The organism is Streptomyces sp. NPDC025833 (assembly GCF_055558055.1).
This window is the reverse complement of sequence record NZ_JBVHNF010000014.1, coordinates 60,544-72,755: the sequence shown is the minus strand read 5'-3', so window position 1 is coordinate 72,755 and position 12,212 is coordinate 60,544. Positions and strand designations below refer to the sequence as shown.

General features: G+C 74.3%; 7 protein-coding genes. 1 reads left to right on the top strand and 6 read right to left on the bottom strand.

Annotated elements, in window-relative coordinates; genetic code table 11:
- Positions 1-133 precede the first annotated feature (133 nt).
- The 4 genes from ACZ4K2_RS24980 to ACZ4K2_RS24965 all read right to left on the bottom strand — a co-directional run bounded on the left by ACZ4K2_RS24980 (position 134) and on the right by ACZ4K2_RS24965 (position 7,255).
- Positions 134-2,122, bottom strand: coding sequence for an ATP-dependent DNA helicase (locus ACZ4K2_RS24980; RefSeq protein ID WP_467476036.1), 1,989 nt, complete (start codon positions 2,120-2,122; stop codon positions 134-136).
- 414 nt (positions 2,123-2,536) lie between these two features.
- Positions 2,537-3,163, bottom strand: coding sequence for a GNAT family N-acetyltransferase (locus tag ACZ4K2_RS24975; RefSeq protein ID WP_467476037.1), 627 nt, complete (start codon positions 3,161-3,163; stop codon positions 2,537-2,539).
- 90 nt (positions 3,164-3,253) lie between these two features.
- Positions 3,254-5,494 (bottom strand): IucA/IucC family protein, encoded by a 2,241-nt coding sequence (locus tag ACZ4K2_RS24970; RefSeq protein ID WP_467476038.1) that lies wholly within the window; start codon positions 5,492-5,494, stop codon positions 3,254-3,256.
- Positions 5,495-5,761: 267 nt separating this feature from the next.
- A complete protein-coding gene (locus tag ACZ4K2_RS24965; RefSeq protein WP_467476092.1) occupies positions 5,762-7,255 on the bottom strand; it encodes a diaminobutyrate--2-oxoglutarate transaminase family protein in 1,494 nt (497 codons plus the stop codon).
- Between the two features lie 377 nt (positions 7,256-7,632).
- Between ACZ4K2_RS24965 and ACZ4K2_RS24960 the strand changes: the two genes are divergently transcribed.
- Positions 7,633-8,862, top strand: coding sequence for a trypsin-like serine peptidase (locus tag ACZ4K2_RS24960; RefSeq protein ID WP_467476039.1), 1,230 nt, complete (start codon positions 7,633-7,635; stop codon positions 8,860-8,862).
- Positions 8,863-8,930: 68 nt separating this feature from the next.
- Here ACZ4K2_RS24960 and hflX read toward each other — a convergent pair whose 3' ends face one another.
- Both hflX and ACZ4K2_RS24950 read right to left on the bottom strand, forming a co-directional pair.
- Complete coding sequence (hflX, locus tag ACZ4K2_RS24955; protein ID WP_467476040.1) at positions 8,931-10,421, bottom strand: GTPase HflX; 1,491 nt, start codon at positions 10,419-10,421, stop codon at positions 8,931-8,933.
- Positions 10,422-10,580: 159 nt separating this feature from the next.
- On the bottom strand, positions 10,581-12,107 hold the full coding sequence (locus tag ACZ4K2_RS24950) for a M1 family metallopeptidase (RefSeq protein WP_467476041.1): 1,527 nt from the start codon (positions 12,105-12,107) through the stop codon (positions 10,581-10,583).
- Between the last annotated feature and the right edge of the window lie 105 nt (positions 12,108-12,212).

The window sequence follows — 12,212 nt, the reverse complement described above, 5'->3', positions numbered from 1 at the left end:
TGTGGGTTGCCACCGCCCCGGCCCGGGCCCCCCAAACCTGGGCGGGGGGGGGGGGGCCGCCCGGGCCCGGGGGGGCCCCGCGCCCCCCCCCCCCCCCGGGGGGCCCCCCGGGGCCGGGGGGGCCCCCGCCCGCTCACTCCGCCTCCGCCTCCGCCTCCGCCTGCCGCGCCGCCGCGTCGATCGCGGCGAGCGACTTGCGGACCTGGTTACGGTCCGTGGTGTACCAGAAGTCGGGCAGTGACGCCTTGAGATAGCTGCCGTACCGGGCGGTGGCCAGCCGCTGGTCCAGCACGGCCACGACGCCCCGGTCCCCGGAGGCCCGGACGAGACGGCCGGCGCCCTGCGCCATGAGGAGGGCCGCGTGGGTGGCGGCCACCGCCATGAAGCCGTTGCCGCCCGCTTCCTCCACCGCCTTCTGGCGTGCGCTCATCAGCGGGTCGTCGGGGCGCGGGAACGGGATCTTGTCCATGACGACGAGCTGGCAGCTGGGTCCGGGCACATCGACGCCCTGCCACAGCGACAGCGTGCCGAAGAGACACGTCTTCGGATCGGCCGAGAAGTTCTTGATCAGTTCGCCGAGCGTCTCCTCGCCCTGGAGCAGGATCGGGAACTCCGGGATCCGGGAGCGCAGCTCCTCCGCGGCGAGCTGCGCGGCGCGCATGGACGAGAAGAGGCCGAGGGCGCGCCCGCCCGCCGCCTGGACCAGCTCGGTCAGCTCGTCCAGCATGTCGGTGCGCTCGCCGTCCCGGGCGGGGCGGGACAGGTGCCTCGCGACGTACAGGATGCCCTGCCTGGGGTAGTCGAAGGGCGATCCGACGTCGACCCCCTTCCACTGCGGCAGGTCCTCGCCCTCCGTGCCCTCCGGGCCGAGCCCGAGGGAGGCGCCGACGCCGTTGAAGTCACCGCCCAGCTTGAGCGTGGCCGAGGTGAGGACCACGGACCGGTCGGCGAACAGCTTCTCCCTGAGCAGTCCGGAGACCGACATGGGGGCGATCCGGAGGGACGCGCCGAAGCGGTCGTGCCGCTCGTACCAGACGACGTCCCACTCCGAGCCGTTCAGGACCCGCTCCGCCACGTCGTGGACCGTCTCCACCGAGGCCAGTGCCTGCTTGCGGACCGCGTCCTCGTCCTGCACCGACTTGTCGCGCGTGGCGCCGATCGCGGAGATGACCGTGCGGGCGGCGTCCCGCAGCGCCGTCAGGGCGTAGCCGAGGTCTTCCGGGATCTCCTCCAGGCGGCCCGGCAGAGCGAGTTCCATGAGCCGCTCGAAGCCCTCGGCCGCGGTCTGGAGCTGGTCGGCGGCCTTCTCGTTGACGAGCTTGGCGGCCCGCCGCACCGCCCGGTTGACCTGGCCGGAGGTGAGTTCGCCGGTGGCGACGCCGGTGACCCGGGAGACCAGTTCATGGGCCTCGTCCACGATCAGCACCTCGTGCTGCGGCAGCACCGGGGCGCCCTCGATGGCGTCGATGGCCAGCAGGGCGTGGTTCGTGACCACCACCTCGGCGAGCTTGGCCCGCTCACGGGCCGCCTCCGCGAAGCACTCGGCGCCGTACGCGCACTTCGACGCGCCCAGGCACTCCCGCGAGGACACCGACACCTGGGCCCAGGCACGGTCGGAGACACCCGGAGTGAGACCGTCGCGGTCGCCGGTCTCGGTCTCGTCCGCCCAGTCCCGCAGCCGCAGCAGGTCCTGGCCCAGTTTGCTGGTGGGCGCGGCGGCCTCGAACTGGTCGAAGAGCCCCTCCTCCTCGTCCTGCGGCATGCCCTCGTGCAGTCGGTGCAGGCACAGGTAGTTGGACCTGCCCTTGAGCATCGCGAACTCGGGCCGGCGGCGCAGCAGCGGGTGCAGCGCGTCGACCGTGCGCGGCAGGTCCCGCTCCACGAGCTGGCGCTGGAGGGCCAGCGTGGCCGTCGCGACGACGACCCTCTCCCCGTGCGCGAGCGCGGGCACGAGGTAGCCCAGCGACTTACCGGTGCCGGTGCCGGCCTGGACCAGCAGGTGGGATCCGTCGTCGATCGCCTCGGCGACGGATTCGGCCATGGTCACCTGGCCGGGGCGCTCCGTGCCGCCGACAGCGGAGACGGCGGCATGCAGGAGTTCGGGGAGGGAGGGCTTCGTCATAGCCCGACCACCCTACGGCCCCGCACCGACAATCGGGGGCTCGTCCCGGACGCGGCGGGCGGGATCACAGCCGGGCTCCCGGCGGGCCGGGGCGGCGGGTTGGGGTGCGGGGTGGAGGTACGGGGGCGCGGGTGCGCTTCCGGCGTGCGCCCCGGTGGTCTCCGGAAGGTCGAATGGCCGGGAGGCAGGTGGCGGGCGGGGGGGCCGACTCGGCCGGGTCGCCCGCGGGCGGTGGTCGAGGTGGGCGCCACGCCACGCTTGCGGTGCGGGCTCCGGCCGTCGGCGCCGGTGGGCGTCCGGCGTGCACCCCAGGTGGCGCCGCTGGACGGCGCGGGTCGCCGAACTTTTTCACCGGAGTGGGAACACCGCGACTCCGCCACTCGTATCTCATGGTGAGCACGGCGTGACACTGCGCTACAGGGCATGGCGCAAGGTCCGGTCCCGGATCATGAGGGCGGCCCGCTTGCCGGGCAGGTCGACCTCGTCCGCGAACCGGAAACCGGCGCTCAGGAACGCGGCGACGGAGGGGGTGTTGCGGAGGTCGGGTTCCGCGACCACGCGGGTGCAGGCGGGGCGCCGGTCGAGGGCCAGGTCGGCGACGGCTCGGAGCAGGACGGAGCCCAGTCCGCGTCCCCGGTCGGCGGCCCGGCCGAGGAGGAGGTGGATCCCGGTGTCGTGCGGCCGGGCCGGATAGTGGCGGGCCAGCGGGTCCAGGTCCGCGCGGTAGATCTCCCAGTAGCTCATCGGGGTCCCGCCGAGCACGCCGAGGCAGGGAGCGCTGCGTCCGTCGCCGCGGAGCTGGGCCCGCACGTGGTCCTCCGTCCGGTCCGGGGGCCCGGCCAGTTCCCAGAAGTCCGCGACGGCGGGGTCGTTCATCCAGCGGTGGACGAGCGGCAGGTCACGGCCGATGTCTACGGGCGCGAGGCGGAAGGGGCCGGCGGGTGTGGCGACCGGGCCCCAGGTGGCGGGTCCGTCGAGGAAGGCACCGGCCGGGTGGGCGGGGCGGGGGCCGGCTCCGGCGGACGCGTCGGTGGGAGGCACGGTGCGTTCCTCTCGGGGGACGAGGTGGGAGATGTTCCCGGGTGCGGGGAGGGTGGTGGGGTCCGCTCGGCCGGGACGCGGACGGTTCGTTCAGGAGTGGAGGGGGTTGGCGATGGTGACGTAGACGGACTGGGTGTCGACCGGGCCGACGAGTTCGTCGAGACCGTGCAGGCGGGTCAGCAGATTGGCCTTGCAGCGCAGCACGGGTGAGTCGAGCAGGTGGCCGGGCAGGGAGCTGCGCAGCGGGTCGGGTCCCGTGGCCAGCGTGGCCAGGAAGCGGCGGAAGGCCGCGAGGAGGAGTCGCTCGTCGGCGAGGCGCTGGGAGCCGAAGGCGCCGATCAGGCCGAACACGTTGTTGACGGCCAGGTAGTAGGCGAGGCGTTCGTCGGCGACCGCGTCCGGGACGAACGTGTCGCTGCGCTCGCCGATGCCGGGCAGCCGCGCGTCCAGTTCGGCTCGCCGGGACTCGCGGAAGTAGTAGCCCTGGTTGTCACGGTAGCGGCCGCCGGTGGGCCAGCCGTCGCCGTCCAGCAGGAGCAGGGTGTTCTGCTGGTGGGCTTCGAGGGCGACGCCGGCCTCGCCGTCCAACCAGAGGACGGGACGGACGACGTGCTCCAGGTAGCGCAGGAACCACTCCGCCGCGACGGCGCCCGGGGGCCGGCCGGTGCGTGCGGTGAGGTAGGCCAGGAGCTGGGCGAGGCGGGACCGCATCGGCCGGGTGGCGTGCCCTGCCGCGCCCTGGTCCGGCGGCGCGGCGAGGGGACGGGGCGAGACGAGTCCGGCGACGCAGCCGGCGTCCTCGGCCGGGGTGAACGGGTTGTGCCGGATCACCACGTCGAGTCCGGGCACGGGCAGGCCGTCCGGGTCGTCGACGGCGAGCCAGGCCGGGTCGCGCACGATGTCGAAACCGGGGTGCGCCGTCTGCCACTGCTCGGCGAGACCGGTGCGCAGCAGCCGGTGGACCTCGACTCCGCGGTGGAGTTCCTTGCGCAGGTTCTCCCGGCGGGAGTTGGTGATGCGCAGGCCCAGCGACAGCTTGAGCATCGCGGGGGCCCCGGACCGGTGGACGGTGCGGACGGAGGAGGTGGGGTGCCAGGGGGCGCCGAGGGGGCCGAGGTCGCGGAGGAGCCCGGAGTCGAGCAGCGCGGCGACGGGCGCCCGGTGCCGTACCTCGCGCGCCTGCCAGGGGTGCAGGGGCAGGGCCGCGTGGCCGTCGGGCAGGGGCAGGCCGGTCCCCGCGAGGCGGCGGAGGAGGTGGTCGGCGGGAACGGGGCGGCCGCGTTCGGTCCAGGCCGAGTCGGTCGCGAGGAGGGAGGGGTCGACGGTGAACCAGTGCAGGGGGAAGGAGCCGCGTGTCTCGGGTGAGTACCGGCGGGACTCGGCTTCGGTCAGTCCCTCCCGGCTCTTGGGTGTCGGGTGCAGCGGGTGCCCGAGGAGGAGTGCCTGTTCGGCCGCGAGGAAGAGGTCGCGGGTGTCGGCGGGGTGCTCGCGCCGGTGCCGGATGAAGTCCGCGGTACGGCGTACGGAGTCGGCCACCCTGGTGACGAGATCGCCCCGGTCGCCGTCGGCGGGAGCGGCACCGTCGGCGGGCCCCGGGGCGGCGCGTCCGGCGGTGGTGGGATCGGTGACGGCACCGGCGCCGTCACCGGAGCCGGGGTTCGGGCCGTCGGCGGGTCCGAGGCGGTCGGCGAGGTCGGGGCCGGTGCCGGTGCCGTCGGGGTCGGGACCCGTGCGGTGGTCGGTAGCCGTGCGGTGCTCGGAATCCGTGCGGTGGTCGGGGCCCGTGCGGTGGTCATGGCCCGTGCGGTGGTCGGGGCCCGTGCGGTGGTCCGGGCCGGTGCGGTCGTCGGGGCCGGTGGTGGCCGGGGCCGGGACGTGCGGGGTGCCGGGCGGTGCGGCGGCGGACTCCCGGACGAGCAGGGCCGCGAGGGTGACGGCGTCGGCGGGGGGCGCGCCGGCGTGGGCGTGGGCCAGGCGCGGGAGGCCGAAGCGGTGCCAGCCCGTCGGGGACCAGTACCGGACCGGCGCGATGAGGGCGGTGCCGCTGGCGGGCAGCGGGATGCGGAGGCTCGCGGCCGTGGGAGCGGTGAGACCGGTCTCCCGGACCCAGCACCGCAGGAGGTTCTCGACGGCGGCGGCCTGGGCCGCGGTGCCGGGGTCGGGGTCCTCCAGGGGGTCGGCGCCGGGCGTCGTCCACCGGGTGAGGTCCACCTCCCGCTTCTTCTGCTGGGGGACCGAGTCGGTGAACGGGACGGCGGGGGGCGGGGTGCCGGAGTCCCCCTGCTCGTCGGGGGCCCCGGAACGGCCGTCGGGGCTGGGGGTGGCGTTCATGACGGCTCCTCTGGGGCTGGAGTGGTGCGGTGCGGTCGTGCCCGGCCTCCGCTCGGTGCCCTTGCCCGGTGACCGTGCGGACGGGGCGGTGGCGCGGCCGGGGTGGCGGAGCGGGGCGGCGACGAGTCGGCTGTGCGGGCGGTGCCGGCGGTCGGGCCCGGCGTGGCCGCCCGGAAGGGAACGGAGAAGGAGGTGGACGGAGCGGGACAGGACGGTGGCCGGGGAACGGGCTCCCGTGCGGCGGACCGGGAGCGGGTTCCGGCACGGTCAGCCCGCATGCTCGGCGGGGCCCGGCTGTCGTTGCCGGTGCGGGCCGGGAGGCCGGTGCAGGCGGGCCGCCGCCGCGACCGCGTCGGCCAGGCGGTCGAGTACGGCCGTCGCCTGCTCGTCGCTGATGGTCAGGGGCGGCAGCAACCGGACCACGGAGGCGTGCCGGCCGCCGAGTTCGACGATCAGGCCGCGCCGGAGGCATTCGCGCTGCACCGCGGCGGCGAGTTCCGGCGCGGCCGGGTGCGCAGTGCGGCGGGCTCCCGGCCGGGCCGTCCGGCCACCGGTTGCGGACTCGGTGCCACCGAAGACAACGAAGGCGTCGGAGGCGTCGGAGGCGGGGGGTTCCTCGGGGGCGGTCCGCTCGGCGTCCGGGTTCACGAGTTCGATGCCGATCATCAGCCCGCGTCCCCGGACCTCTCCGACGCAGGCGTACGCGCGGCCGAGTTCCGCGAGCCGGGTCAGCATGCGGGAGCCGAGGTCGGCGGCTCGCTCGTCGAGGGCGTTCTCGCGGACGTGGGCGAGGGTGGCGGTGCCCGCGGCCATGGCGAGCTGGTTGCCGCGGAAGGTGCCCGCATGGGCGCCGGGCTGCCAGGTGTCGAGGTCGTCGCGGTAGACGATCACGGCAAGCGGAAGGCTGCCGCCGATGGCCTTGGACAGGACCATGACGTCGGGGGTGATGCCGCTGTGGCCGACGGCCCAGAAGGCGCCCGTGCGGCCGACGCCGGTCTGGACCTCGTCGGCGATCAGGGGGATGCCGCGGTCCGCCGTGAGCTGCCGCATGCGGCGCAGCCAGTCGTCCGGGGCGGGGTGTACGCCGCCCTCGCCCTGGACGGGCTCGACGATCATGCCGGCCGGGAGCGGTACGCCGGACTTGGGGTCGTCGAGCAGGGACTCGGTCCAGCGGGCGGCGAGTTCGGCGCCGGCCGGGCCGTCGGTGCCGAACGGGCAGCGGTAGTCCTGAGGGAAGGGCAGGCGGGTGACCCGCACGTCCCGGGCGCCGCCCGAGGCGGCCAGGGCGCCGGCGGTCATGCCGTGGTAGGCGCCGGTGAAGGCGAGGGTGCCGGAGCGGCCGGTCGCGGTGCGGACCAGGGTGAGGGCGGCCTCGACGGCGTCGGTGCCGGCCGGCCCGCAGAACTGGACCCGGGCGCGGTCGGCGAGACCGGGCGGGAGGGTGCGGAACAGCTCGGTGACGAAGGCGTCCTTGACCGGGGTGGCGAGGTCGAGGACGGAGAGGGGAGCACCTGAGTCGAGGACCTTGCGGATGGCCTCCAGCACCACCGGGTGGTTGTGACCGAGGGCGAGGGTCCCGGCGCCGGAGAGGCAGTCCAGGTACCGGCGGCCGTCGGCGCCCTCGACGGTGAGCCCGCGGGCCCGCACCGGCACGATGGGCAGCGCGCGGGCGTAGGTGCGCGCGGCGGACTCGCGCGCCGACTGGCGCCTGAGGATCGCCTCCTGCACGGCCGGCGCTCCCCCTGGTGGCTCTCCGGCCATCGACTCCGTAATGGCCACGGCGCGTTGTCCTCCCGGCTACTCGACGGCGAGTGGTGTTCGGGGCACGGGCAGCGGCCCCAACGGCTACAACCCCGAAACGTTCGGGTGGTTACGGGTCGTCCCGAGAAGCGCGGCCGAACCGCCCGCGGCCGGCCCCGCGTCAGTCCCCGTGCAGCGTCAGCCCCCGTTCGTCCAGCTCCGGTTCAGGCAGCCTGTGACGGAACCGTTGCCGTCCCGGCAGAACTCCCCCACGGCGACCGCATAGTGTGTGGTGCCGTTCCCGGAAGGTCATGGAACCGGCGTGAACCCGCCACGGGTTCGCCGCAGGTGCCGGGCCGGAGCGCCGCAGTCCTTTTCGAAGCAGGGGAGTCACCACCATGCGATCCATACGGCCGTCGTTCACCGCTCGGCGAGGAAGGGGCGGTCGCCGCACCCCGGCCTCACTGACGGCGGTCGCCCTCGTCTCCGCACTGGCACTGACCGCCACCGCCTGCAACGGAGACGGTGACGACAACGCGGGCGGCGACGCGTCCCCCGCCGCGACCGCGGCCGGCGCCGGCGACGGGAAGGTCAGGATCCCGGACGACCTCAGGAAGAGGCTCAAGGAGCACGGTTTCGACATCGACAAGTGGAAGAACGGCGCCTGGAAGGACTGGAACAAGCAGGACTGGCTGCGCGAGGCCAACGACTTCATCAACCCGGTCATCAGCGGGCTGTGGGACCCGGACCGGATGCGCGGCGCCGACGACCCGGACCGGGGTGTCGACGACAACGACATCTCCGGTGACCAGGGCGTGACGGACCCGACGCCGCGGCCGGTGAAGGCGCAGCCGGTCGCGCCGCCGTACCACACCAACGCCGCCACGGCGGGCAAACTGCTCTTCGACTCGCCCGAGGGCACCATGGTCTGCTCGGCGACCGTCGTGCGGGACCCGGCGCACCCCGGCAAGTCCAACCTCGTCTGGACGGCCGGTCACTGTGTGCACGCCGGCAAGAAGGGCGGCTGGTACCGCAACCTCGCGTTCGTGCCGTCGTACAACGACCAGGGCATGTCGTCGGCGGAGGTGGACAAGGCCGGCCGGTCCGAGATCGCCCCGTACGGCGTGTGGTGGGCCGACGCGGCGAAGACCTCGCAGCAGTGGATCAACCAGGGCGGCAAGACGGGCGGTGACGGCGCCTCGTACGACTTCGCGGTCGTCCACGTGACGCCGGAGCAGGGCAGCGGCGGCAAGTCGCTGGAGGAGACGGTCGGCGGGGCGCTGCCGGTGGACTTCGACGCGCCGGCCGTGCCGCAGGTGCGGGAGATCACCGCGTCCGGCTACCCGGCGGCGGCGCCGTACGACGGCCAGTCGCTGTACCGGTGCGAGGACAAGCCGGGACGCCTCTCCCTCGAACGGTCCGACCCGACGATGTACCGGATCGGCTGCACCATGACCGGCGGCTCCTCCGGCGGCGGCTGGGTGGAGACGGGCGAGGACGGCAAGCCCGTGCTGGTGTCCAACACGTCGATCGGGCCGGTGGACGCGGGCTGGCTGGCCGGCCCCCGGCTCGGTGACGTGGCCAAGGGCGTGTACGACTCGGTGAGCGAGCAGTTCGCCGGGCGGTGAGCAGGGGGCGGTGAGCAGGACGAAGGCCCGCCGCCCGGGTGGGTGGCGGGCCTTCGTGCCGTCGTGGGTCAGGCCGCGGAGACCGGCGTGTAGGGCGCCAGGTCCGCCGCCAGCTCCTCGTGCACCCGGGCCTTGAGCAGGGTGCCCTCCGCGGTGTGCTCCTCGGAGATCACCTCGCCCTCGGTGTGGGCGCGGGCGACGAGCTTGCCGTGCGTGTAGGGCACGAGCGCCTCGACCTCGACCGAGGGGCGGGGCAGCTCGTCGTCGATCAGGGCGAGCAGTTCCTCGATGCCCAGGCCGGTGCGGGCGGAGACCGCGATCGAGCGCTTCTCGACCCGGAGCAGCCGCTGCAGGACCAGCGGGTCGGCCGCGTCCGCCTTGTTGATCACGACGATCTCGGGCACGTCGGTGGCGCCGACGTCCCGGATCACCTCGCGTACGGCGGCGAGCTGCTCCTCCGGGACCGGGTGCGAGCCGTCCACCACGTGCAGGATCAGGTCGGAGTCGCCGACCTCCTCCATGGTGGAGCGGAACGCCTCGACCAGGTGGTGCGGCAGGTGCCGGACGAAGCCGACGGTGTCCGCCAGCGTGTACAGCCGGCCGCTCGGGGTCTCCGCGCGGCGGACGGTCGGGTCCAGGGTCGCGAACAGGGCGTTCTCGACCAGGACGCCGGCGCCCGTGAGGCGGTTGAGCAGCGAGGACTTGCCGGCGTTGGTGTAGCCCGCGATGGCGACGGACGGCACCTTGTTGCGCCGGCGTTCCTGGCGCTTGATCTCGCGGCCGGTCTTCATCTCCGCGATCTCCCGGCGCATCTTCGCCATCTTCTCGCGGATCCGGCGCCGGTCCGTCTCGATCTTGGTCTCACCGGGACCACGCGTGGCGAGGCCGCCGCGACCGCCACCCATCTGCCGGGACAGCGACTGGCCCCAGCCGCGCAGCCTCGGCAGCATGTACTGCATCTGCGCGAGCGCGACCTGCGCCTTGCCCTCCCGGGACTTGGCGTGCTGGGCGAAGATGTCCAGGATCAGGGCCGTGCGGTCGATGACCTTGACCTTGACCACGTCCTCCAACTGGATCAGCTGGCCCGGGCTCAGCTCACCGTCGCAGATGACGGTGTCGGCGCCCGTCTCCAGGACGACGTCCCGCAGCTCGGCGGCCTTGCCGGAGCCGATGTAGGTGGCCGCGTCGGGCTTGTCGCGGCGCTGGATGACACCGTCGAGCACCATCGCGCCCGCGGTCTCGGCGAGGGCGGCCAGCTCCGCGAGGGAGTTGTCCGCGTCCTGCGCGGTGCCGGTGGTCCACACGCCGACGAGTACGACCCGCTCCAGGCGGAGCTGTCGGTACTCGACCTCGGTGACGTCCTCCAGCTCGGTGGACAGGCCCACCACGCGGCGCAGGGCCGCGCGCTCGGTGCGGTCGAACTGGTCGCCGTCCCGCTCGCCGTCGATCTCGTGGCTCCAGGCGACGTCCTCTTCCATCAGGGCATCGGCCCGGAGACCCTCGGGGTAGGTGTGCGCGACGCGCTTGGTGTCCTGGGAAGCGGAAGAAGAGGAGGTCATTGGATCCTTACGTCGATGGGAATGCCGTCGTGGCGTCGGTGCGGCGGCCGGCTGGTCGCTCGGTTCCTTCAACACACGGGTACCCCGGGAGATTCCCCGCGACTCGTGTCCGCGCCGACCCGTAGATGGTCGCACGGTACGCCACGTCTCGTCATCGGGTTATCGCCGGGCGCGGGGCTCGGCCGTCTTGCCGGGCGCCTCCGGCTTCCAGTCCGGGTGGCCGGGCATGGGCGGGGTCTTCCCGCCGTAAAGCCACGGGGTCAGGAAGCCGCCGAGGTCGCGGCCGGCGACGGCCGAGGCGAGCCGGACGAAGTCGGCGGTGGTGGCGGTGGAGTCGCGGTGGCCGCGGACCCAGAGCCGCTCCAGCCGCTCGAAGGCGGGCCGGCCGATCTCCTGCCGCAGGGCGTAGAGCACGAGGGCGGCGCCGTCGTAGATGTTGGGCCGGAACAGGTCGATCTTCTGCCCGGGGGCGGGCGGCTTGGGCCGGGCGGGCGGGCCGCCGGCCTCCCGCCAGCGGTCGGAGGCGCCGTACGCGGCCTTCATCCGCCGTTCCATGGGGCGCTGCGCGGTCTCGTCGGCGTACAGCGCCTCGTACCAGGTGGCGTGCCCCTCGTTGAGCCAGACGTCGGACCAGGTGCGCGGGGAGACGCTGTCGCCGAACCACTGGTGGGACAGCTCGTGCACCATGACCGACTCGATGTACCACTTGGGGTAGGCGGGCTCGGTGAACAGGTGCTTCTCGAAGAGCGAGAGGGTCTGCGTCTCCAGTTCGAAGCCCGTGGTCGCCTGTGCCATGAGCACGCCGTAGGTCTCGAAGGGGTACCGGCCGACCTTGTCCTCCAGCCAGGTGATCTGGCCGGGCGTCTTCGCGAGCCAGGGTTCGAGGGCCTTGCGGTCGGCGGCGGGCACGACGTCGCGCAGGGGCAGCCCGTGCGGTCCCTCCCGGTGCACGACGGCGGAGCGGCCGATGGACACCTGGGCGAGTTCGGTGGCCATGGGGTGCCGGACGCGGTAGGTCCAGGTGGTGGTGGCGGCGGACCGCACGGCGCCGGCGGGCAGCCCGTTGGCCACGGCGGTGTAGCCGTTCGGCGCGGTGATCCGGAAGGTGAACCGCGCCTTGTCGGAGGGGTGGTCGTTGCAGGGGAAGACCAGGTGGGCGGCGTCGGCCTGGTTCGCCATGGCGAGGCCGTCCGAGGTGCGCACCCAGCCGCCCTGCTGGTCCTTGCCGGGGACGGGGTCGCTGGTGTGCCGCACGGTGATCCGGGTCGAGGTGCCGGGGACCAGCGGGTGCCGGGGGGTGACGACCAGGTCCTCGCCGGCGCGGGCGAAGCCGGCGGGGCGGCCGTCGACCTCGACCGAGCGCACGGTGCCGTGGCCGAAGTCGAGGTTGAGGCGGTCCAGGCGGGCGGTGATCCGGGCGTCGAGGGTGGTGACGGCGTCCAGCGGCTTGTCGTTGCCGCCCGAGTAGGTGAAGGAGAGGTCGTACGCGGCGACGTCGTACCCCGGGTTCCCCAGGTACGGGTAGAGCCGGTCGCCGATGCCGAGCGGTACGGCCGGGGCCGCGGCGGCGACGAGGCAGGCGCAGACGGCGGAGGCGAGCAGCGCCGCCGTCCGGTGCCGACGGACCGCGCGCCGGGGCTTGCGCGGGCCGGTCCCCGGCCCGTGCGGGGAGGCTCCGGTCGGCATCCGGTGCGTGGTGGTCGGGGGCTTGGTCCGAGCGCGGGGGAGGGCGGTGAGCGGCATGGACCACCGCTACCAGTGCGGGCCCGGCCCACGGCGGCGACGCGCGTC

Coding starts and splice junctions, on each gene's coding strand:
- ACZ4K2_RS24980 (WP_467476036.1), bottom strand. CDS start 2,122: ATGACGAAGCCCTCCCTCCCCGAACTCCTGCATGCCGCCGTCTCCGCT.
- ACZ4K2_RS24970 (WP_467476038.1), bottom strand. CDS start 5,494: ATGAACGCCACCCCCAGCCCCGACGGCCGTTCCGGGGCCCCCGACGAG.
- ACZ4K2_RS24965 (WP_467476092.1), bottom strand. CDS start 7,255: ATGGCCGGAGAGCCACCAGGGGGAGCGCCGGCCGTGCAGGAGGCGATC.
- ACZ4K2_RS24960 (WP_467476039.1), top strand. CDS start 7,633: ATGCGATCCATACGGCCGTCGTTCACCGCTCGGCGAGGAAGGGGCGGT.
- hflX (WP_467476040.1), bottom strand. CDS start 10,421: ATGACCTCCTCTTCTTCCGCTTCCCAGGACACCAAGCGCGTCGCGCAC.
- ACZ4K2_RS24950 (WP_467476041.1), bottom strand. CDS start 12,107: ATGCCGACCGGAGCCTCCCCGCACGGGCCGGGGACCGGCCCGCGCAAG.